The sequence below is a fragment of the Anaerotignum faecicola genome, assembly GCF_003865035.1.
Lineage (GTDB): Bacteria > Bacillota > Clostridia > Lachnospirales > Anaerotignaceae > Anaerotignum_A > Anaerotignum_A faecicola.
The window spans coordinates 176,161-198,840 of the sequence record NZ_BHVZ01000001.1 but is presented as its reverse complement, the minus strand read 5'-3'; the positions used below and the strand labels follow the sequence as shown (position 1 = coordinate 198,840).

Genomic DNA, 22,680 nt, shown 5'->3' with positions numbered 1-22,680 from the left:
ATGACGGTAAATGAATTTTATCAGAAGGTTGATGGAGACTATACAGATGCAATCAATCGCCTGCAAAGTGATGTGCTGATTCGGAAATTCCTGAAAATGCTGCCGGGTGACAACAGCATGACGCTTCTGGCAGAGGCAGTGGAAAAATCCGAGGCGGAGCAGGCATTTCGTGCGGTGCATACGCTGAAGGGAATGGCACTGAACCTAAGCCTTTCTGCTCTGGCGGAGGTTTGTTCCGCGATGACGGAGCTGCTGCGCGGCAAGGAGGCGCTTCCTGCGGAAACAGGGCAGTATTATGATGCCGTAAGAAGGGAATACGAAAGAGTACGCGAGGCATTGGAGGAATTGGAGTAAGCGGCGGCGGTTTGAATGAAAAGAAAAGATGTGATTCTTTTGACTTCCTCCCGGAGACTGTGGTAGAATAAGATATTACGGATAGAACAAATTTTGTGCAAGGAGGAAGCGTATGTCTCAGGACAAACAGAAACACATTCGGAATTTTTGCATTGTGGCGCATATTGACCACGGCAAATCCACATTGGCAGACAGACTGATTCAGAAAACAGGTCTTTTAACAGATAGAGAAATGCAGGAGCAGGTTTTGGATAACATGGATCTGGAGCGTGAAAGAGGAATCACCATCAAATCGCAGGCGGTTCGTCTGATTTATCGCGCGCAGGATGGGGAGGAATATCAGTTTAACCTGATTGATACACCCGGACATGTCGATTTCAACTATGAGGTATCCCGTTCCCTTGCGGCGTGCGAGGGTGCGGTGCTGATTGTGGATGCGGCGCAGGGCATTGAAGCACAGACACTGGCAAATGTTTATCTGGCGTTGGATAATAATCTGGAAATTCTTCCGGTTATCAATAAGATTGACCTGCCCAGCGCAAACCCGAAATGGGCAAAGCAGGAAATTGAGGATATCATCGGGATTCCTGCGGAGGATGCCCCTGAAATTTCTGCGAAAAACGGCATCAATATCGAGGAGGTTCTGGAACGCATTATTACAGATATTCCCGCGCCCACGGGGGATGTCAATGCGCCGCTGAAGGCATTGGTGTTCGACTCTGTATATGACCAGTACCGCGGCGTTATCGTTCTGATGCGTGTGTTTGACGGCTCGATTCGTAAGGGCAGCAGAGTCAAAATGATGGCAACGGGGAAGGAATTTGATGTTGTTGAGGTTGGCATTTTCGGCCCCGGGCGTTTCCTGCCTGTGGATGAGCTGAGTGCCGGCATGGTTGGCTATTTTACGGCAAGCATCAAAACGGTATCCGATACACGCGTGGGCGATACGGTTACATTGGCGGAAAACCCGACCGCAGAGGCACTGCCCGGCTATAAGAAGGTAAACCCGATGGTTTACTGCGGCATTTTCCCTGTGGATGGGGCAAAATATCCCGATTTGCGCGATGCACTGGAGAAGCTGCAGCTCAATGATGCGGCGCTGTTCTTTGAGCCGGAAACCTCTGTTGCGTTAGGCTTTGGGTTCCGCTGCGGCTTCCTTGGACTGCTGCATTTGGAAATTATTCAGGAAAGACTGGAAAGAGAATATAATCTGGACTTGGTAACAACTGCCCCCAGTGTTATTTATAAGGTATACCTGACGGATGGGACGAGCTTTGATTTATCCAACCCGAGCAATATGCCCGATCCTGCCAGAATCGAGAAGATGGAGGAGCCGATTGTGAAGGCGGAAATCATGCTCCCGAAGGATTATGTCGGCCCGATTATGGAGCTTTGCCAGCAGCGGCGCGGCGAATACATCAGTATGGAATATCTGGATTCCTCCCGTGTGATGCTGACATACCACATGCCGTTAAACGAAATTATTTACGATTTCTTCGATGTGCTGAAATCCAGAAGCCGCGGCTATGCGTCCTTCGATTACAGCCTGCTGGGCTATCAGGAAAGCGAGCTGGTGAAGCTGGATATTCTGGTAAACAGGGAGCCTGTGGATGCGCTGTCCTTTATTGTGCATAAGGATTCTGCAACAGAGCGTGGCAGAAAAATGTGCGAAAAGCTGAAAAAGGAAATTCCCAGACATCTGTTTGAAATTCCCATTCAGGCGGCAATCGGCAGCAAAATTATCGCCAGAGAAACCATCAGCGCAATGCGCAAGGATGTTCTGGCAAAATGCTATGGCGGTGATATTTCCCGTAAGAAAAAGCTGCTTGAAAAGCAGAAGGAAGGGAAAAAGCGTATGCGCCAGATTGGCAGCGTAGAGGTGCCGCAGAAGGCATTTATGTCTGTACTGAAGCTGGATGAAGAATAAAAGAAAAAGGGTGTGATAAATTTTATCACACCCTTTTTGCGTCCTATTTGAATTTCCATCGATATTTTTCCAAATCGACCCTTCCGTTGACTACCTCAATGCCATCCGCCTGCAAAAGCTTTTCCTGTGCAGCTTCTCCGCCGAAGGCAAAGGAACCGGAAAGCTCTCCCTTGGCATTGACAACACGATAGCAGGGGATATTTGCAGGGTCCGGGTTTTTATGCAGGGCATTGCCGACCGCGCGCGCCATGTTCGGGTCACCTGCCAGCGCCGCAATCATCCCATAGGTTGCGACACAGCCTTTGGGGATTTTTTTGACCGCCTCGTAGATGCGCTTGGTGGGACTATCCGCAATCAAATCGTAGCTTTCGGCAATCATGCGTTTGATATCCTGCGTGGGAATGGTGCCGTCCAGAATAATCGTATTCCAGTGCATTTTGTTTTGATGATAGCCCGCAACCACGGCAGGATAGGTGTTCCGCCAGAAATCACGCCATTCGGGCGCTACCTTTACATTCAGATTGAGATATCCCCCTCGGTCGTAAATCCAGAGAAAGGTCTTTTTGCTTCCCTTGATGCGCACCAACTGCCAGTTTTGGTCGCGAAAGGGTCGTTCTGTGTATACATCCGCAAAGGATAGGGCATAGGCTAATACCTCCTCGCGTGCTGTCATGCAGCTTCACCTCCGATTGCTTTGCCTTTATTGTACTTCCGATAGTTTATTTAAAAGCGTTTTTCCAGCTTCATCAGCCGTCCACGGATATGAACATCCTCCATCTCCTTGCCGACGAAGATTTTCATTTCATACGCGGGGTTTTCAGGCTGGAGAACAATCGCATTTTCCTTTTTTATCACGCGCTTGAGGGTGGCATCGTCCCCATTGACGGAAACGACGGCGATATCACCGCTGTCCACGTTGCTTTGTTTGCGGATGAGCAGAAAATCTCCTTCGTGGATACCAATATTTGTCATACTATCCCCCTTGGCACGCAGCCAGAAATATTCCTCGCCGCTGTTTAAATCCTCCAAGGGTGTTTCGATATAGCCCTCAATATTATCCTCTGCCAGAAGGGGCATGCCGCAGTTGACCACGCCAACAATGGGGATTGGCTTTGTCGGGCGAGGGGTATAGGGGATGGCATCCTGCGGCAGATGGTTTCTGTCCTCCAGAAGGGCAGATTTTTCCACACCGAAATACGCCGCCATCCGCTCGATTTTATCAATGCGGGGATAGGTTTTTCCGTTTACCCAGTCGCTGAGGGTGGTATATTTTACGCCAAGTGCTTCGCAAAGCTCGGTTCTTGTTTTTTGCTTCTGTTCCATGAGATAGCGGATATTTTTCGCCAGTATGGTTTTACTGTTGTCCATAAAATCACCTTCCTATTTTTATTATACGGTTAAATCGTAGAAATGCAATATATTTTATAAAAATTACGAAAAAACCGTTGACAGATACGGTGAAACCGTAGTATGATTGTGTCAGACAAAGGAGTAGCTTATTTTTTTAAATCATAATTACGGGCAAACCGTAATACGAAAGGGGTATGAGATGAAGGAAAGAAGAATGTGGAAAAATACATGGCTGAAGGAGCTTGCAGGTAAGTATGGATTGGAAAAGGGGAAGTCTATTATTGTTGAGGAGCGTTCTCTTTTGAAGGATTATACATATATTACACGGGAAATTCGTCATGGCGTGGTGCTGGAATTATATCCCCACCATTTTTACTGTCAGATGGAAAATGGCAGAAGGGAATCCTTCCGCTATAATGAATTTCTGGGGCATGAAGTAAGGCTTGTCCATCTGAAGGAGGAGCAACAAAAAAGCGTCCAAGCTTGGACGCTTTTTTTATTGCGGAAGGAATCGGGAAGCAAGGGCGCATTGCTTCGCTCTGTCCCAAGTGGAATCCTGAGTTTGCTTTAGTTAAAATAATGTATTTACATCCAGCTCCTTTTCAATCATGCCTGCCTGATACATGAAATCAGCGGTGCGCTGGAAGCCCTCCTTATCCGCAGCAGTAATCTCTGTGGAGAAGTCATAATACTGCGCCATTTCCTTTACGGCATCCACATCCAAATCCAGCTCCGCTGCTGCCATTTCGTAGGCTTCCTGCTCGTGGTTCTGCATAAAGTCTGCGATTTCTGCCTGTGCGGATTGCAGCTTTTCGATGATTTCGGGGTGCGCTTCATAGAATTTATTTGTGACTGCTACTGCAATGATGGCGTTAATCAAGCCCTCGCCGTCGGTAATTAGGTGATAGCCCTGCTGCTGTGTCTGATATGCGGCTGCACCTGCCAGCAATGCCACATCCACACTGCCGCCTTCCAGACCTGCCTTTGCTTCGGGAATGCCCATATTCACGAAGTTTACATCATCCACTGTCATATCCGCGGTTGCAAGATATGCCGCCAAGAGTTCATGCAGATTTGTGCCGACAGGGCCTGCAATGGTTTTGCCGCGCAAATCCGCAGGGGAGCTGATGCTTTCATCCTTGGAATACATGCAGAATGCCTTGGGAGAGCGGCTATACATATTCAGCACCTTGATATCCGCATCATTTGCGGCAGAAAGAATGACAGAGGTTGCGCCAACGGCATACAGCACCTGTACATCGCCGGCTGCCAGTGCCTGTGTCTGGTCTGCGCCGGAGGTGATTTCTGCATATTTCACCTCGATGCCGTCATCCGCAAAGGCTTTTGTGAAAATGCCTTCCTCCTTTTCCACGATAGAGGGCAGGTTCAGGGGAGAGGTGACATAGGTGAAGGTCAGCGAATCGAGAGAGGATGTATCCTCTGCGGTGCCGCAGCCTGTCAGCGCCGTCATAGCCAGAATGGCTGCCATTGCCATGCCAATCAATCTTTTTTTCATTTGTAATACCTCCTAAATTTTTAAATGATAAAATGCTTATTTTAACTGCCGAAAGACAGTTTTTTTATAAATGAAGCTGTGCAAGAATTTCCCGTTTCAGTTCAATCAGTTCCTTGGATAATAAATCGCGATTTTCGCAATCCGTATCCAAAAGAAATTCCTTTTTGATGCATCCATCCTCAAGAAAGGCAATTTTATGCCCCAGAAGCAGGGCCTCATCAATGCTGTGGGTGACGAATAAAATCCCCGTATTTTGGCTTTTTTGCAGGCGAATCAGTTCCTTCTGCAGCTGTGTGCGCGTGAAATGATCCAATGCGGCAAAGGGCTCATCCATCAGAAGGAAGGAGGGCGCATACGCCAAAGCACGCGCGATAGCGGTTCTTTGCTGCATTCCGCCCGAAAGCTGATGGGGATAGGCCTTCTGAAAGCCATCCAGACCAACCGTTTCCAGCAGGGCTTGGATTTCTCCTGTATCATAGGATTGCTTTTTCAGTCCGAAAATAGTATTATCCCACACAGTCAGCCAAGGCATGAGCCGCGGCTCCTGAAACACAAAGGCGGTTTTATGCGTGACCGCAAAGTGAATTTCTCCGCCGTTTGGCTCCTCCAAATCCCCCACTAAGCGAAGCAGAGTGGTTTTGCCGCAGCCGCTTTTCCCAAGAAGGACAGTGATGCGGTTTTCGGGAATCTGCAAGCAGATGTCCTTTAAAACGGGGAACGTCCACCCGTCTACGGTGTATGCCTTCTGTATATGCTTTAATTCAATTCCAGCCATTTTCACCATTCCCCTTAAATAATTTTTTCAGCAAAAAGCCGAAGCATTTATCGGTTGCAAGGCCGACAAGCCCAACCACAAAAATGCCGACAATCACCTTATCGGTGCGGCTCAGCTGCTGTGCGAACAGAATCAGATGCCCGATACCGCTGGAGGCTGCAATCATTTCTGCCGCGATGATGGCACGCCAGCTATAGCCCATGCCGATGCGCATTCCAACGAGAATATCGGCGGAGGCATAGGGCAGGAGGATATAGCGGAATTTTTCAAATTTTGTGTAGCCGAAGGCATCCCCAACCTCCAATAGCCTTTGGTCACAGCCCGTAAAGCCTTTTACGATGTTCAGATACATCGGGAAGAAGGATGCCAGCACGATAATAACGGTTTTTGTGGTTTCCCCGATGCCGCACCAGAGAATCAGAAGCGGAATCAGACTCAGCGGCGGTACATTGCGGAAAAACTGCACGATTGCGTCATAATATTTTTCTGCGGCAGGCAGGAGCGTGCGGAACATCCCCAGCAGAAACGCAAGCAGAAAAGCAATACAGAAGCCCTTCAGAATACGGATAAAGGAAATCAGCACATCCCGAAGCAATTCTCCGGAGAAAAGCATGCGCAGAAAGCTGTCGAACACCTTTTGCGGTGTCGGCAGAAGATAGGGACTGAATATCTCTGCGCGGCAAAGCAGAAACCAGACCGCAAGAAGAAGGAGGATGCCGAGAAACGGCGCAAATGCCGAATGTATTTTTTTCATATAATACTCCTATAAAAAATGAGTCCACGCAAAAGCGCAGACTCATAAAAAGGAAAATTCCTTTGCTTTTATGATTTTTGTCTGAACGCCTTTTCATGCAGGTGTTGCCCTTTATGGTCAGTACGTTTTGGCGAAATTATTTATATTCGCCGGAGATTTTTGTGATATTTCCGTTTTTATCCAGTGTGAGAACAAGGTCGAGCTTGTCACCCTTGCCAAAATCATTCAGAATTTCATCAATCAGATCTTCCAGTGTTTTCACATAGGAAGCATTGGTGATGTTTGCTTTGATGGTATCAATATCATCTTTATCAAAATCATAGCGGGAGACATTATTGCTGTATTTGCCTTCAATTTTGATATAATCCGTGCCATGCTTGGAATATTCGCCCTTTGCCTCCGTTACCTTACCTGTGATTTTTGTTACCTCATCATTTTTCACGGTAGCGGAAACATTCATGACCTTTTTGTCCTTATAGGCATTATAGAAATCCTTCCATGTTTTAATCTTATCGGAACCGTCGGTAATGGAGATATCGACATCATCTACATCATCAATATCATAGGTCTTGCTGCCGATTTTTACCGTACCGGTGTCCTTGTTTTCCTTATAGGTAACGTTTGCAACATTGCCGTCTGCATCATCCTCGCTGTCGGAGGTAGTTGCTGTAATTTTAGTAACATAATCCTTTTTATCCAATGTCAGTGTAACGGTAATGGTGCTATCCCCATCATCGTACAGATTATACAGATCTTTGTAGTCTTTTGTTTTGTTGTCAATCTTTACGGTTACATCATCTGTATCATCGATGTAATATTTTGTGGTTTTATTTTTCAGCTGAATATAGCCTGTTTTGTCGGACTTATCATAATTCACCTTGGAAACCTTGCCCTTTATGGAATCACTGCTGCTGCTTTCCTTTGTGCTGCCTGTGATTTTTGTCAGATTTCCTTTGTTGTCAAGGGTAACCTCGACCTCAATGGTTGCTTTGTCATCCTCTGCCTTTGTGAATAGGTCGTACAATTCCTTCAGGCTATAGCTCTTTTTGTCGATACGGATATCTACATCGTCTTTGTCGGTAAAGGAGTAGGTGCTGTCCTTATCAATCGTGATAGAGCCTTCTTTATCCGTTTTATTATATCTCACCTTTGTCAGGCTGCCTTTGGTTTTCTTGGTTTCCTTATAGGTAGCCTCCAGCTTGGTGATATGCAGGCTGCTGTCGAGCGTCAGGGTAACATCAATAGAGGTGCCTGCCTTATATAGCTTTACGACATCGCTCATGGTGGCAGAAGAACCGTTCAGTGTGATGGTTGTGCCGCCGGATGCCAGCATATAGTAGGCTGCGCTGTCCTTCAGATTGACATAGAATTTTGTCATGGTCGCAACCGTACCCTTCTGCGTGGAGATGGTCGGGTTGGCAGGTGTTGTCGGAGTTGTGGGTGTGGTCGGTGTGGTTGCCTTTTCCAGTACACCATACAGGTTTGTTACCAGAACTGCGGTTTCTGTGCGGTTCAGTGTCTTTTTGGGGTTGAATTTATTGGAATTGTCCCCATTGACTACGCCTACCCTTTTCAGCAGGGCAACATAGGGCTTCGCTTCTGTGGAAATGCTGCTGTTGTCCAGGAAGGTGGTTGTGGTTTCATTTGCTGTGTAGGAAGAAACCCCCTTTGTTAAGGCGCGCCCAAGAATGGTTGCTGCCTGTTCTCTTGTGGCAGGCAGATTAGAGCCGTTTTTCATGAAGCCGCTCAGGTTAGAGGTAGCCAGAATCCCGTTTTCCAAGCAGTAGGAAACGGCAGGATATGCCCAGCTCTGGATGCCGTAAGCATTCATGATGGGAGTCCATTTCTGGGTTACGCTGTCATCCGCCTTTGCCTTGCCTGTCTGTATCAGCAGCTTATACGCCAGCTGGCAGGATTCGGACAGAGAAACAGAATCTCTGGGGCGAAAATGGTTTTTGCCGTTTCTGGTTTCCCCAACAACCAGACCCAGGCTTGCCGCCTTATTGATGGATGCTTCGGCACCCGCCCAAGGAGCCTGATTCATATCGGCAAAGGTTGCCGCATAAACAGAAAGCGGTTGGCACGCCAGCATTGCCGCCAGAGCCAAGGCTACAGTATGTTTTGTCTTTTTCATAGAGAATACCCTCCTTTTCTTTTCATCAATAGTAAGATTATAACAAATTTTTTTCTGCTATAGCAACAGTATACAACAAAATTACAGACTTTTGTAAAAATCAGTCAAATTTAAAAAACTCTTAAGAATTTCGCCGTCTGCATACTTCAGCGGGGAAAAGCATAGAGTATCCATAAGAATATCTGGGAGGAATGGGCGGATGAAGAATTGGAAGGGAGTATTGGCGATACTGCTGATGTCTGTGCTGTCGCTTGGGTTTAGCCTGTCTGCTTTTGCGGCGGAAACGGATGCATTGCAGCTGAAAAGTAAAAGTGCGGTGCTGATGGACGCAGGTACGGGAACAATTTTATATGAAAAAAACAGTCACGAGGCAATGCCGCCTGCCAGCGTGACAAAGGTGATGACATTATTGCTGATTTACGAAGCGGAGGCGGCAGGACAGTTTGAATGGGAGGAAGCGGTGCAGGTGAGCGAGCATGCGGCGAGTATGGGTGGCTCACAGGTTTTTCTGGAGTCGGGCGAAACGCAGACAGCCGCAGAGCTGACGAAATGTATTGCGATTGCATCTGCGAATGATGCGGCAGTTGCCATGGCGGAGTTTGTGGCAGGTAGTGAGGAGGCCTTTGTGGAGCGGATGAACAGGAAGGCAGAGGAATTGGGGATGCAGGAAACGCATTTTGTCAATGCCTGCGGACTGGATGTGGACGGACACGAAACCAGTGCGTATGATATTGCGCTGATGAGTCGGGAGCTGATGACGAAATTCCCTGAAATTCAAAAATACACCACCACATGGCAGGATACCATCATACATAAAACGCGCAAGGGGGAGTCCGAATTTGGCTTAACGAATACGAATAAGCTGATCAAATGGTACGAGGGTGCAACGGGGCTGAAAACAGGCTCTACGGGCAAGGCACTTTATTGTCTTTCCGGGACGGCGGAGCGCAACGGGCTGCACCTGATTGGCGTTGTGATGGCGGCACCGGATTTCAAGCTGCGCTTTCAGGAAACCATGAAGCTTCTGGATTATGGCTTTGCCAATTACAGCGCGGAAAAGGGACTGCCCGCAGGGAAGGAAATGGGGCGTATTCCTGTGACAAAGGGCATGAAGGACAGCGTTTCGGCTGTGGTGCAGGAGGAGATTTCCATTCTTCTGAAAAAGGATATCGGCGGTGAATGGGAAACGAAAGCGGAGCTTTTGCCTGCCATGGATGCGCCGGTTGCGGCAGGGGAGAAGGTCGGTGAACTGATTTATTTGCTGCATGGGAAGGAGGTCGGCAGGACGGATTTGATTACGGCAGAGGCTGTTGAAAAAGCAAATATCAATACTATGCTGCAAAGAATGTTAAGACAATGGTTTTAGGGGCAGAAGGCGCAGAAAATGAATTCCTGTCGGAGCAGAATTTGTATGATGCAATGCAGGGTTTTCCGTTGAAAATTAAAAAATTTCCCAATCAACGATTTCGGCAGTATTGTCGCCTCCTGTATGTTTCTGGTGCTTTTGGGCGGTATATCGCTTTTGGGTTTCGGAGAAAGTAAGGTTGGAGCAAAAAATTGTTCCAAAAAATATGGTTGGGAGAGGAGAAGATGCAGCAGAAAATAAGAAAAATTTTTTTATCAGTATTGCCTTTTTTTGCGGTTTTCATTCCGATTCTGTTAGGCGTACCACAGTCTGCACAGGCGTTGGAGCGGCGGAAGCTGATTCCTGTCGGCAGAACGGTGGGCGTAACGATGGATACAGAAGGGCTTCTGGTTTTGGAAACAGGCAGCGTAGTCGGAGCGGATAACGAAAGCCATGAACCCAGCAAGGGACTTCTGAAAGCCGGAGACCGCATTTTGCAGGCAAACGGCGAGAAGCAGGAGAATAAGGAAGCATTTATGAAAACCATTCAGCAGAGCGAGGGGAAACCGATTTGTCTGCGTCTGGAGCGAAACGGCAGGCAGAAGGAGGTGAAGATTACACCGGTTCTAAGCAATACCGCGCAGACCTATCAGATTGGCGCATGGATTCGGGACAGTATCCAAGGCATCGGCACAGTGACGTATTATGACGCGGAAAACGGTACCTTCGGCGCATTGGGACATGGTGTGTATGATGTGGATACGGATGAACTGATGGTGATTCATGGCGGCTCTGTGGTAGATACCACCCTGACGGAAATTGTGAAAGGGGAAAAGGGTGCTGCCGGTGAATTGATTGGGCAGGTAGAGATGCAAGAGAAGCTTGCAGCAATCGAGAAAAATACGGAAACGGGCATTTATGGCAAGGCGGCGGCAGGCGTTTTTGCAGGTGAAAGCTATCCTGTTGCCACAAAGGCAGAGGTAAAAAAGGGCGCGGCTGTGCTGCTTTCCGATTTGGAGGGTAAGGGCGTGCAGGCGTATGCCATGGAAATCGAAAGTCTGGAGAAGAACGGCGGAAGACAGCATAAGGATATGAATATCCGCATTATGGATGAACGGCTGCTTGCGCTGACAGGCGGCATTGTACAGGGCATGAGCGGTTCGCCGATTTTGCAGGATGGAAAGCTTGTGGGAGCAGTGACGCATGTGACTTTGGCAGACCCGACGAAGGGCTACGGCATTTTCATGGAAAATATGGCAGCATAAATTCTGAGAGATACGCATGGCAGGAATGTCGTGCGTATTTTTCAATTTTTATTTACATATTCCCTTTTTGTGCTTTCTGCTTTATAATTAAAGAAAAAACGGATTTGTGTCTAATTGAAGGAAAGGGGTTTTTTCGATGAAGAATTTAAGAAGGATGTTGGCTTGCGGACTTCTGCTTTCACAGCTTTTCTGTGGGCAGGCATGGGCGGCGGAAGTGCATACACCCTGCTATCGGAACAGCGTGGATACGGAAAACAGTGATTTTGACAAGGGAGAATGGAAATATAGATTTACGGCGGATTCCGGGCAGGAGACTGTGCTGACGGAGGGAGAAAAGCATACATTTCTCATCATCAATGGCGGTCTGTCTGCAGAGCATATCATCATTGAAAACGGGCGTGCCTTCATGGAGCTTGGGGCGTTGTGCGATGCACTGGGACTGCAAAGGGAAGAAGTGAAGGATACGGCACTTTCCGGCAAGACAATCTGCGTGGAAAACGAGATTTATGTTCCGGTGCGCGCTTTTGCGACACGGCTTGGTGCGACTGTAACCTATGGTATGCAGGAAGTGATGCCGATGGGGAATCCCTGCATCAATCTGGATAACCGCGCGCAGAAAATCACAAAGGAAACAGCAGTGCAGAATGTAAAGGAAAAATTGCAGCTTTATGATCCGATGTTCCGGAAAAGCGAGAGCTATCAGAAGCTAACACCGTATGTGGGCGAAATGCAGACAGAATTTCAGAAGCTGCAATGCGTGGATGAAACCGCAAGCTTCTGGGTTATCAAAGGTGTGCGTCTGTTCCTTGTGGATAAAGCAACGGGCGAGATTTATTATAAGCTGGGAGAAAGCGACACGGGAAGCGGCTCTTATATTGAAACAATTGGAAAATTAGAGGAAACATATGAGGATTTGTTTGAAAATATGTTGCTTTGTGGCTAAGATTTACTTCTGTTGGTGGAAAGGCTGCTCTTACCTTAGGTTAAAATAAACTGAAGTAGAACATATAAATAAATTTAGTTTTATGTCTAAATGAAAAGTGAATAGAGAGGTGTTTATGAAAAAAATGTTTTGCACATTATTATTGGCTATATTTACATTGTCAAGTACTCAGATGCACGTACAGTAAAGATTACAAAGCCAGAAGAAAAATCTATGAAATCTTTCGATAAAAAGGAAATAGAAAAGTTGACGCAGAGACGAGTTGTGGGGAAAAAGGAGTTTGATGTATATAAAACGGATATTAAAACGATGTTCGATGATACGATTCAAACAAAAAGCAAGGACTTGCCGACGGCAATTAATGTAAATGGGCGGACGTTAGTTTTATTTTCTGCACTGGGAAAACATTTTGGAAAAGTAGAATATAATGATGAACAGAGAGTTGCTTCCATTTGGGATGGAGGTGAAGAGGATGTCATTTCGACAGAAAAGATATATGTAGAGGAATTGGGTGTTTCATACCAAAAGACAGGTAGATTCGATTTATCGGGGTGCTCTATTTTAAAAAGTCAGTATCGAGTTGAAAAATGCAAATACGGTGCGTAATTTTGTACCTGTTTTTGCAAATAAAACGGATTTACAGCTTTATACACAAGATGGGAAATTGATTGAGGATGAGGTATTTCCAGCCTTTTTGTGTATAGATAATCAGCTTTATATTAGTGCAGATGCATTAGCAAAAAGCATGAGTATGGAGCACACTTTAGATGGATATGGTTATGGGGATGGAGTTTTTAGAAAAAAATAGAATAAAACAAAAGCTTGTTGTAGGAGGAGGATTTTTCGAATTGCGGAATGGTGATTAGGATATCTATGAAAACAATCTAATAATATCATACAAGAACCAAGATGCAGTGGAGGCGTATACGAAAGCGAAAGCGGCGATTATGCAATTGCAGAAATGGGATGATATGTCTGCGGAAAGAAGGGATATTTGTGAAAGCGTGCTGGGATGTTTTTTTGATATTGTGAATTGGATGTTAATAGCAAGAGACACGGTTTATCCCGTGGGAAGAAATAGGAATTGAACTTAGGCGGACAGAAATGTCCGTTTTTTTCGTTATGCTCCCGTGGGTTATTGGTTGCTTTTGCCATACAAGTTTGAAATAGCCATAACTTGGGGTGAGACCTATCAGAAATGAACCGGTCAGCCGATATCTTTGGCAGCCACCAAGAATCCTCCTGCTTTAGCTGTGTGGAGTGTCAAAGCTTGTAACAAAATATATACCGGCTACCGTTTGTGCGTTTTTGTACTGATTCGACTAACAAGAAAACAAGGACGTTCATCAAAAAGAAAGAGCGTCCTTGTATTTTTGTTTGCCGTTTTTCAGTTGAGTTTATATTTTTTTTGCGTGTTACAGATATTTCATCATAACCCGAAGCAAAACATTCATATCGATAGGCTTAGCAACATGGTCATTCATGCCTGCCTCCAGTGCGGCCTGCCGATCCTCAGAAAAAGCATTCGCCGTCATTGCAAGAATGGGAATTTCCGCTTTTTTCCGATCTTCCATCTGTCTGATTTTTTTCGTTGCCTCATAGCCGTTTAGAATCGGCATTTGCACATCCATCAGAATTAAGTCATAATAGCCTTCCTCTGCGCGACTGAGCATATCCACACACGCTTGACCATCTGCGGCGTGTTCCACAAGAAAACCTGCCCCTTTTAAAAGCTCTAATGCAATTTCCGCGTTCAGTGCATTATCCTCGGCGAGCAAAATGCGATAGGGCTTTTCTTCTGCACGAGAGGGCTGCTTGGGTTCCTGTTTTCCGGAGACATCCTTTTTTTCTGCAATATCAAACGGAAGGGTTACTGTAATCTTTGTGCCGATGTTTTGCTTGCTTTCTACTTGAATGGTTCCTTCCATCAGCTCAATAATGGATTTTACGATAGGCAGCCCAAGCCCTGTACCCGGAACCTCATTTTTTACAGAGGTTTCCTCTCTGGAGAATTCCTCGAAGATATGGGAGAGGTACTCCTCACTCATGCCAATGCCTGTATCCGTGCAGGTGAAAACATACTGCGCCTGTTTATCATCGGATGCCACCTCATTGAGCGATATATGGATGGTATGTCCGCGCGGCGTATATTTGATTGCATTGCTCACGATGTTCAGTTGGATTTCCTGCAATCTTGTTTTATCGCAAACGGCATATTTATGCCGGATATGAATTTCTTCGGAATAATGAAGCTCCTTCTTTTGAATATCCGATTCAAAAACAGTATACAAAGAGTGGAACAGTGCCTCCATATCCTCGGCCTCTAATCGCAGGGTGGCTGTTCCGCTTTCGATGCGGGCAATCTCCAAAACCTGATTGAGGATTGTCATTAGGAGGTTGCCGGAGGATTGCAGCTTTTTCAAATACGCAGAGGCCTTTTTTTCATCCTGTAAATGCTTTTCCAAAAGGTCGGAATACCCGATGATTGCGTTCATTGGCGTGCGGATATCGTGGCTCATGCGAAAAAGGAACTTCGTTTTTGCCTCATTCGCAAGCCTTGCCTGCGCGGTTGCCTTTTGCAGCTCATCGATATATTGCTTTTCCCGATATTTTTTGCTGTAAAGCTGATAAAAAATGGTAGCCGTCATTATGGAGAGAATCAATGAAAAAATGCCTGCAATTATCCACCAGGCAGTCGGAATCCATCCGGCAGTTGGGGCAATATCCACATACCAAGTATCGTTCGGAATCCCACATTCAACGGTAAGGCAATTTTGGGGCATATCTTTTTGGCTCTGTGCCAAAGTGATTTTTTCGCCTGTTTGGCTGTTTTTTGCCCATATTTCATAGCAATAGGAGGCATCGCTTAAGCGCTCCAAGCCGATTTTATCAATAAACTCATCCCAGTCGATTACCATGATAACGAAGCCCCAGAAGCTGCGGTTGCCTGAAGCGTCGGTTTGATAGACCGGATCGAAAAGCAATGCACCGAGACCGCCCTGCTTTAATGTATAAGGGCCGCCGATGGTATACCCCTTGGTTTGTTTTGCCCGCTGTGCGTCGCATTTTCGTTCATGCTCCGTCAAAATATTCATACCAAAAACCGTTTCATTTTCCTGCTTGGGATAAATCTCCGTTATGATTCCCTGCGGTGCCAGCTCGTATGCTTTTATAATGTTGTTATGATTCGGAATCAGCTGCGCCAGCTTGGAAAAGGTACTTTCGTTCAGCTCATAGCCTGAGTTAATCATGTTTTCCAAGAAATCGGAAAGGGCTACATATTGCACAAGGTGTGCGTTGATGCGTTTCACTGTGCTTTGTGCCGTATAGGTTGCACTCATTTTCATTTCTTTTTCCGTATAATTAAAAAAAGCTTGGCTGAGAAGGAGCGCAAGCAGGAAAGCGAAGATTCCGACAAACAAGCAGTATATTTTGGCTCTTTTTACGGCGGCGCTGCATTTATCCATTTCAGGTTACTCCTTTTAGAATATTATTTTTACGAGATAAATAATCATATTTGTTCTATGATAGAAACTCATTTACCAAAATATACCATAACATAGATTTAATGAACACGTCAACAGATGGATGAATGAAAACGACACGGTGGAATAATGAAAAAATTTGTCGAAAGGTGGCGAAATTCGTCAAAAATGGATAATTTCTGTAAAAAGTTTGTATATGAATTTAGGTACTTCTCAGGGTTGTTTTAAATTTTGATATACATTGTTAATGAAAAAATTTTTAGTGATTGTATTGAGAAAAAATATTGATATAATTTTTAGTTGGTATATTTTGGGGACATACAGAAGAAATGCAATCTATGAATAAGCGTTTTCTTGTAAATTTTTATTGCAGAGCATTTTTATTTGAAAGAGAGGTTATAGAAAGTGAGCAAAAAACTATTGTCATGTGCAATGGCATTTCTGATGGCCTTTACGCTTATGCCATGCGCTGCCTTTGCGGAGGAGACTTCTGCGGAAGGACAGGTGGAAAGCCTTGAGGCAGAAAGGCCTGCGGAGGATGACGCATTTGGAGAGGACGGATTGGATGAGGCGTTTTTCGCCGAGGATGCGGATTCTCTGATTGGCACACTGGAGGCGGATGAAGAAAGTGCGGCATTTGCGGTTTCTGCTATTACAGGGATTTACCTTGACCAGATGCATGGTGATGATACAAAGGATGGGCTGACAGAGTCTACGGCGGTAAAGACGATTGAGAAGGCAAATGAGCTTGCGAATGCAAATGGTACCAGCGATATTTTCCTTAAAAGTGTATATCAGGTTACAGGAACAGAGAGCTGGGATCTTGACGGAAAGACAATCCATCGGCATTCCCTTGGCGGCTATATGATTGAATTGAAGGATGCTTCTGCATCTTTGACACTCAAGAATGTTGTGATTGATGGTGCGGAGTATTCTGTGGCGGCGACACATGCTGCGGAAACAGATTCTATTATTAAAGCTGCGAGTGGTGGTACCATTGAGCTGAAAAGCGGAGCCATCTTGGAAAACAATAAAGCGGCTCAGTTTGGTTCCGGCATTTTGGCGAACAATGGTGTCAAGATAACAATGGAGAACGGAGCAGTCATTCGTAACAACACAAATAGTAACTATGAATTGGGCGGCGGTATTTTGCTTGGCAATGGCAGTACCTTTACCATGAACGGCGGCGAAATTAGCGGCAATACGGCAAATGGTGGCGGCGGTGTCGCGATCATCGGCTCAACGATGGTCATGAATGGTGGCAAAATTTCAAACAACAGTACCTATAAAACAACCGGACAAGGCAGCTATGGTGCAGGGGTTTATGTTGCCGACTATGCCAATGCAAGTGGCGGCGATATATTGTTTAAGCCTAAACCTGCTTCCTTTGAAATGAACGGCGGCAAAATTACCGGGAATAAGGCACTTGACTACGGTGGCGGTATTCTTACCTTTCCACAGCAAAGCAAAAAAATTACAATCAATATTAAAAACGGCGAAATTTCCGAAAATCAGGTGACGGAAGGAAGCGGCGGTGCAATCGCAGCATTCTTCGGCGTAACCGAACTGAATATTAACGGTGGCACACTGACAAAAAACAGTGCTAAGAATTACGGCGGCGGTGTTTTTCTGTATGACGCAACGAATGTAACGATTTCCGGCGGTACAATTTCCGAAAACAAAGCCTCGCAGGGCGGTGGCGTATACTTATGGCCAACATCCGCTGCTAATCAAACCGGCGGTTCCATTGAAAACAATGTTGCAAATGCAGGCGGCGGTGTTTGTGGCGGCACCTATACCATGACAGGCGGTGTCATCAAGGATAATAACAATTCTCTGACCGAGGAAGCACGGCGTTCGACCAGAGGTGACGGTGTTTATGTAGGAACTGCCTTCAATCTGGGGGGTGCTGCAGAAATCAGCACGAATAACGATGTTTATTTAGAAAAAGGCGCAAGGGAAGCAAAAGAAGGGCGCTATATCAATGTGATTTCTTCTTATACAGGTGCAAGCACTGCGAAACCAATTCAAATCCACAGTGAAGATGTAACGGTGGAAGGAGCGGAAATCGGTACACAGCTTGTTCGGTATACAACCGGTGCGGGCGGCGAAGCTGCGGCGGCACAGGCGGATGCAAACGATATTTTCGTACCAAGCTGGAAAATGCAGAAGGGCTTGGTTATTGGGCAGAGCAAAGCGGCAGGAAAGACGGACTGGATGACCTATGTGCCATCTATCAGGATTCAGTATCAGTGGGTTAGCACAGATAACCCCTCTGATGTGACACCACCTGCGGATGATTATATCCGTACCGGTACAGCCTATACAGCAAAGGCACAGGAGGCAACCCATCAGGGATATAGCTTCAAAGGCTGGTTTACGGATGATGCATGCACACTTAGCTATACAGATGGTACTGTGTTGAGTACAGATACGATTCTTTACGGCAAGTGGGAAAAAATCGCAACACCGCCTTCTTCCGGTGGCGGCGGCTCTCATGTGACAAAATATTATATTTTGCATTATGAATCTAATGGCGGCACAAAATACGAGGATGAAAAATATAAAAAAAATACAGTTGTCATACTCGATAAAATTCCAAAAAGAGTTGGATATACCTTTACGGGTTGGTATGCAGACAAAGAGCTAACGGATAAAATCACAAGCGTAAAAATGACGAGTGATAAAACTGTTTATGCGGGCTGGAAGGCAACGGATGTTCCCGAAACCTTGAATAGTGATAATCACTTTGCATATATCGTTGGCTATGAGGATGGATTGGTAAGACCAAATGCTGACATCACAAGAGCCGAGGTTGCGGCTATCTTCTTCCGTTTGCTGAAGGACGATGTGCGGGATGATAACCTCACAGCAAATAGCGTTTTTACAGATGTTGCGTTTGGAAAATGGTATAACAAATCTATTTCCACGATGGCGAAAATCGGCATTGTAAAGGGACGTACAGCAAATGCCTTTGCGCCGAATGCACCTATCACAAGAGCGGAATTTGCGGCAATTTGTTCTCGTTTCGACCGAAGCAATGTCGAGATAAAGAGTGATTTTAACGATATCTCCGGACATTGGGCGGAAAATGAAATCAGACGTGCGGCCTCTCTGGGCTGGATACAGGGCTATACAGACGGCTCCTTTAAGCCAGACCAAAACATCACAAGAGCCGAGGCGGCATCCATGATTAACCGTATGCTGCATAGACTGCCTGAAACGGTGGATGATTTGCTGGATGGCATGATTCAATGGCCGGATAATCAGCCGAACGATTGGTATTACATCAATATGCAGGAGGCAACAAATAGCCATGATTTTAAGCAGAAAGGCGAAATCAATGAGTATTGGACAAAGCTGACAGAGAATCCGAATTGGGATAGATATAAATAATATTTCGATATAATAGCAAATAGCCAATCAGCAAACAAGGACGTTCAGTGAAAATGAGCTCCCTTTCGGGTTGAGAAGTGAAATGATAAAATCACTGGATACTTGGAAGGGAGCATTGTTATAATGCAAAATGTCGAGGAGGAATAATAAATGGAAAAGCTACCGCTCATTGACTACTTAGCGCAGAAAGCCCGTTGCACTTATATTAGGGATTTACGAAAATTGAAAAAGAACAACAAAATTTGATTTGATTGATGTAGTAGAGCAGATACCGGAAGAAACCTATTCTATGGATGATTGGAATGAGGCTTTGATGTATATGAGTAATCGTGAAGCACGGTATTCCTCATTCACTGCCAAAGAAGAAATTCTTGAATTTTTGAAATATGATGTAGAGACTGATTGAAAACCATGTACCGATTCCCGATCGTTAGGCTTAAAAGAAAGATTGGGAAGTCGGTATTTTATTGTACAAAAAAACTTGGTTTTCCGGGTAAGAAGAAGCGGACGTCTTATTCACGCAATCGATAAATATTATGACGGATGCTGCAATAATTCGGTGTAAAAAATGTATGCATAAATACAATGTTCGTTGTAATTTTTGTGATATGGTGGTATACTATGTTAAAATTAGGATAACGGAGGTGTGTGTGATGTACCGAATTGCTATGGAAAAGCTATTAAAATGGAAACAAAGTAAACGTCGTAAGCCTTTGATTATTGAAGGGGCTCGTCAGGTTGGCAAGACATGGCTAATGAAAGAGTTTGGTAAGCAGGCTTATGCGGATACTGTATATATCAACTTTGACTCTAATTCAAGAATGGCAGAGTTATTTGCCTCCGATTTGGATACGAAACGCTTAATTATGGGGATAGAGTTGTATGTCGGACGAAAAATCAACTCCGAAAACTGTTTACTGATTTTTGATGAAGTGCATGAGGTGCCAAGAGCGTTATCATCTCTTAAGTATTTTTATGAAAATGCACCACAGTATCATATTATATGTGCAGGCTCATTGCTCGGCATTGCCCTACATCAAGGCACATCGTTCCCTGTTGGCAAGGTTGATTTTTTAAAGCTTTATCCGCTTTCCTTCAAGGAGTTTTTAATGGCAACCGATAAAGAGCAATTTGCTGAATTGCTTGAGAATCTGGACTTTGAAATGATTACAAGCTTTAAGCAAACTTATATTGATGCATTGAAGCAGTATTATTTTATCGGTGGTATGCCGGAGGCGGTACAAAGCTTTGTAGAAAATAAGGACTTTAATGAGGTTCGATATATTCAAAAGAGAATTCTGGAGGCTTATGAACAGGATTTCTCAAAGCATGCTCCCAACGAAATTGTTCCGAGATTGCGTATGTTATGGAACAGCATTCCGTCTCAGCTGGCGAAAGAAAACAAAAAATTTATTTATGGGCTGATACGAGAAGGGGCTCGCGCAAAGGAATATGAAACAGCAATGCTGTGGCTTAGCGATTGTGGTCTGATCCATAAGGTTAGCCGTGTCAATGCAGTAGGCATTCCTTTGCGTGCGTATGAGGATTTGAAGGCATTTAAACTCTTTATCGTAGATGTAGGGCTTCTTAGCTGTATGGTTGGGCTTCGGCAGAGAACATTACTGGATGGGAATGACCTTTTTGTAGAGTTCAAGGGAGCTCTTACAGAGCAATATGTTTGTCAGCAGCTTAAAAATATGGAGGATTTGAAGATTTGTTACTACACGAATGATAGGGGCTCTTGTGAGGTTGACTTTGTTGTTGATACAGGCGAGCGGATTGTTCCTGTTGAAGTAAAGGCAGAGGTAAATCTTAGAGCCAAGAGCCTGAAAACGTATTATGAAAAGTTTTCGCCGGAGGTTTCTGTGCGTACATCCATGGCGGACTATAAAAAAGAAGGATGGCTTCTGAATTTGCCGCTATATGCGATAGATCAAATTGTGCGATTCTAACTCTATAAGGTGCGTAATAGGGTATTGTGATTAGCAGAAATATGATATATACTGCATTAGGAGTAAAATTTAATATATTCAGATTTTTCCCGATGTCATTGACAATGGCATCGGGATTTTTAAGTGTGCCTTGCGGTGCACATTTCTAATGATTAACAAACTGTTTGAAATTGTTTAGATTAGATTGCTGGGAATAAAACAATTATCCGCATCAATTGGCATCGGTTCCTCACACATACAGATAATGCCGCCGTATCCACGGTTTAGGGAAGCCTTATCAATTATGCTGTATTTCTTGACATCACGGCGGTCGGGTGCGGCACTCTTTTTGATTTCCAACGGATGAATCACATTGTTTTCCTCAACGAACACATCAATCTCTTTTGCGTTGGAATCACGGAAGTAAGTGATATTAACCTTTGACTTTGCATAAGCGTAGTTTTTCACAAGCTCCATTACCACATAATTCTCATAGTAATGACCGCTTGCAGCGCCGTTGCGGAGGGTGTCCGCTGTCAGCCACATCGAAAGATAAGCACAAAGTCCGGTGTCGCAGAAATATAGCTTTGGGGTCTTACTAAGCCGTTTCAGTTCATTGTTGGAATACGGAGCAAGGAGATAGACAATGTGAAGTCCGACAAGAACTTTCAGCCATTCCTTTGCGGTACTTGGAGCAATATCGGCGGACTCTGCAAGTGTCGAATAGTTGACCTGCTCTGAAACAAGTGCTGCACAGCCTACAAGGAACTTGCGGAAGCGAACCGTATCGGTAATGCCGCCAGCTTCTGCCACATCTCGCATCAGATAGGTGTCGATGTAGGAATTGAAATACTCTTGACGAAGCTCATCGTCAACGCCCTGCACCTGGGGCATACCACCCTCCCAAATGTGGTTAAAGACGTGTATCACATCGTTTTTCGGGAGTTTTCTTTGTCGTGCCTGCAAGGTTGCGAGAGAGAAGTCCAAATCGGTGTCAAACACTATTCCTGCTTTTTCTCTTGCGGATAAGCTGTACAGTTCCAGTATTCCGATTCTTCCTGCAAGTGTTTCACGCACTCGCTCCATCATCTTATACTGCTGTGAACCCGTCAGCCAGATAAGGCCCTTTTCGTCGCTCTCATCACAAATTATCTTGATTTGCTCAAACAGCTCCGGAGCTTTCTGTACTTCGTCAATGAGGATAGGCGGCTTATAGGTTTGGAAAAATAATACGGGGTCGGTCTGGGCAAGTTCTCTTGCCATAGCGTTATCCATCGTGACATAGGTTCTGTCATCGGTTGCCAAATGCTTGAGCATCGTAGTTTTGCCGACCTGTCTTGCACCGGTCACAAGAATAACCTTGAAAAAATCATTGAGCTTTAGGAACTTACGCTCCAGCTCTCGTGTAATATATGTCATAACGCACCTCCAACTTTCGATTTTTATGAAAATCTATGGTTAATCGCATTTTATCATAATATATCCGTTTCATCAAGAGGATATAC

General features: G+C 45.2%; 18 protein-coding genes. 10 read left to right on the top strand and 8 right to left on the bottom strand.

The features are described from left to right. Complete coding sequence (locus tag EJE48_RS00915; protein WP_118581590.1) at positions 1-354, top strand: Hpt domain-containing protein; 354 nt, start codon at positions 1-3, stop codon at positions 352-354. Positions 355-466: 112 nt separating this feature from the next. Then, positions 467-2,281 (top strand): translation elongation factor 4, encoded by a 1,815-nt coding sequence (gene lepA, locus EJE48_RS00910; RefSeq protein ID WP_118581587.1) that lies wholly within the window; start codon positions 467-469, stop codon positions 2,279-2,281. A 43-nt stretch (positions 2,282-2,324) separates the two neighbouring features. On the opposite strand, the gene EJE48_RS00905 is transcribed toward lepA, so the two are convergent. Both EJE48_RS00905 and EJE48_RS00900 read right to left on the bottom strand, forming a co-directional pair. Next, the gene (locus EJE48_RS00905; protein WP_118581584.1) at positions 2,325-2,954 is read right to left on the bottom strand and encodes a methylated-DNA--[protein]-cysteine S-methyltransferase; all 630 of its coding nucleotides are present in this window, start codon (positions 2,952-2,954) and stop codon (positions 2,325-2,327) included. 50 nt (positions 2,955-3,004) lie between these two features. Beyond that, positions 3,005-3,649 carry a LexA family protein gene (locus EJE48_RS00900; protein WP_016407115.1) on the bottom strand — a complete coding sequence of 215 codons (645 nt, stop codon included), beginning with the start codon at positions 3,647-3,649 and terminating at the stop codon, positions 3,005-3,007. Positions 3,650-3,830: 181 nt separating this feature from the next. Here EJE48_RS00900 and EJE48_RS00895 point away from each other — a divergent pair, with 181 nt between their 5' ends. Next, a complete protein-coding gene (locus EJE48_RS00895) occupies positions 3,831-4,202 on the top strand; it encodes a hypothetical protein (RefSeq protein ID WP_118581581.1) in 372 nt (123 codons plus the stop codon). Here the strand turns inward: EJE48_RS00895 and EJE48_RS00890 are convergent, their stop codons facing one another. The 4 genes from EJE48_RS00890 to EJE48_RS00875 form a co-directional block, all read right to left on the bottom strand. Next, complete coding sequence (locus EJE48_RS00890) at positions 4,203-5,147, bottom strand: ABC transporter substrate-binding protein (RefSeq protein WP_118581578.1); 945 nt, start codon at positions 5,145-5,147, stop codon at positions 4,203-4,205. A 64-nt stretch (positions 5,148-5,211) separates the two neighbouring features. Next, on the bottom strand, positions 5,212-5,922 hold the full coding sequence (locus EJE48_RS00885) for an ABC transporter ATP-binding protein (RefSeq protein WP_118581575.1): 711 nt from the start codon (positions 5,920-5,922) through the stop codon (positions 5,212-5,214). Beyond that, a complete protein-coding gene (locus tag EJE48_RS00880; protein ID WP_118581572.1) occupies positions 5,909-6,676 on the bottom strand; it encodes an ABC transporter permease in 768 nt (255 codons plus the stop codon). The genes EJE48_RS00885 and EJE48_RS00880 overlap by 14 nt, the downstream gene beginning before the upstream one ends. A 136-nt stretch (positions 6,677-6,812) precedes the next feature. After that, positions 6,813-8,810, bottom strand: coding sequence for an S-layer homology domain-containing protein (locus tag EJE48_RS00875; protein WP_118581569.1), 1,998 nt, complete (start codon positions 8,808-8,810; stop codon positions 6,813-6,815). Between the two features lie 199 nt (positions 8,811-9,009). Here EJE48_RS00875 and EJE48_RS00870 point away from each other — a divergent pair, with 199 nt between their 5' ends. The 5 genes from EJE48_RS00870 to EJE48_RS00850 all read left to right on the top strand — a co-directional run bounded on the left by EJE48_RS00870 (position 9,010) and on the right by EJE48_RS00850 (position 13,171). Next, positions 9,010-10,176 (top strand): D-alanyl-D-alanine carboxypeptidase family protein, encoded by a 1,167-nt coding sequence (locus tag EJE48_RS00870; RefSeq protein WP_118581566.1) that lies wholly within the window; start codon positions 9,010-9,012, stop codon positions 10,174-10,176. 224 nt (positions 10,177-10,400) lie between these two features. Then, the gene (spoIVB, locus tag EJE48_RS00865) at positions 10,401-11,420 is read left to right on the top strand and encodes a SpoIVB peptidase (protein WP_118581560.1); all 1,020 of its coding nucleotides are present in this window, start codon (positions 10,401-10,403) and stop codon (positions 11,418-11,420) included. A gap of 136 nt (positions 11,421-11,556) precedes the next feature. Then, complete coding sequence (locus EJE48_RS00860) at positions 11,557-12,363, top strand: hypothetical protein (protein WP_118581557.1); 807 nt, start codon at positions 11,557-11,559, stop codon at positions 12,361-12,363. A 213-nt stretch (positions 12,364-12,576) separates the two neighbouring features. After that, positions 12,577-12,969 (top strand): hypothetical protein, encoded by a 393-nt coding sequence (locus EJE48_RS00855; protein WP_147365484.1) that lies wholly within the window; start codon positions 12,577-12,579, stop codon positions 12,967-12,969. After that, the gene (locus EJE48_RS00850) at positions 12,962-13,171 is read left to right on the top strand and encodes a hypothetical protein (protein ID WP_124984210.1); all 210 of its coding nucleotides are present in this window, start codon (positions 12,962-12,964) and stop codon (positions 13,169-13,171) included. The genes EJE48_RS00855 and EJE48_RS00850 overlap by 8 nt, the downstream gene beginning before the upstream one ends. A 607-nt stretch (positions 13,172-13,778) precedes the next feature. Here the strand turns inward: EJE48_RS00850 and EJE48_RS00845 are convergent. Next, on the bottom strand, positions 13,779-15,830 hold the full coding sequence (locus EJE48_RS00845; RefSeq protein WP_118581551.1) for an ATP-binding protein: 2,052 nt from the start codon (positions 15,828-15,830) through the stop codon (positions 13,779-13,781). Positions 15,831-16,253: 423 nt separating this feature from the next. Here EJE48_RS00845 and EJE48_RS00840 point away from each other — a divergent pair, with 423 nt between their 5' ends. Both EJE48_RS00840 and EJE48_RS00835 read left to right on the top strand, forming a co-directional pair. Further along, positions 16,254-19,244: an S-layer homology domain-containing protein gene (locus tag EJE48_RS00840; protein WP_147365481.1), complete on the top strand. Its 2,991-nt coding sequence runs from the start codon at positions 16,254-16,256 to the stop codon at positions 19,242-19,244. Between the two features lie 653 nt (positions 19,245-19,897). Beyond that, positions 19,898-21,196, top strand: coding sequence for an ATP-binding protein (locus EJE48_RS00835; RefSeq protein WP_118581545.1), 1,299 nt, complete (start codon positions 19,898-19,900; stop codon positions 21,194-21,196). A 174-nt stretch (positions 21,197-21,370) separates the two neighbouring features. On the opposite strand, the gene EJE48_RS00830 is transcribed toward EJE48_RS00835, so the two are convergent. Next, a complete protein-coding gene (locus EJE48_RS00830) occupies positions 21,371-22,594 on the bottom strand; it encodes an ATP-binding protein (RefSeq protein WP_118581542.1) in 1,224 nt (407 codons plus the stop codon). Positions 22,595-22,680: the final 86 nt, after the last annotated feature.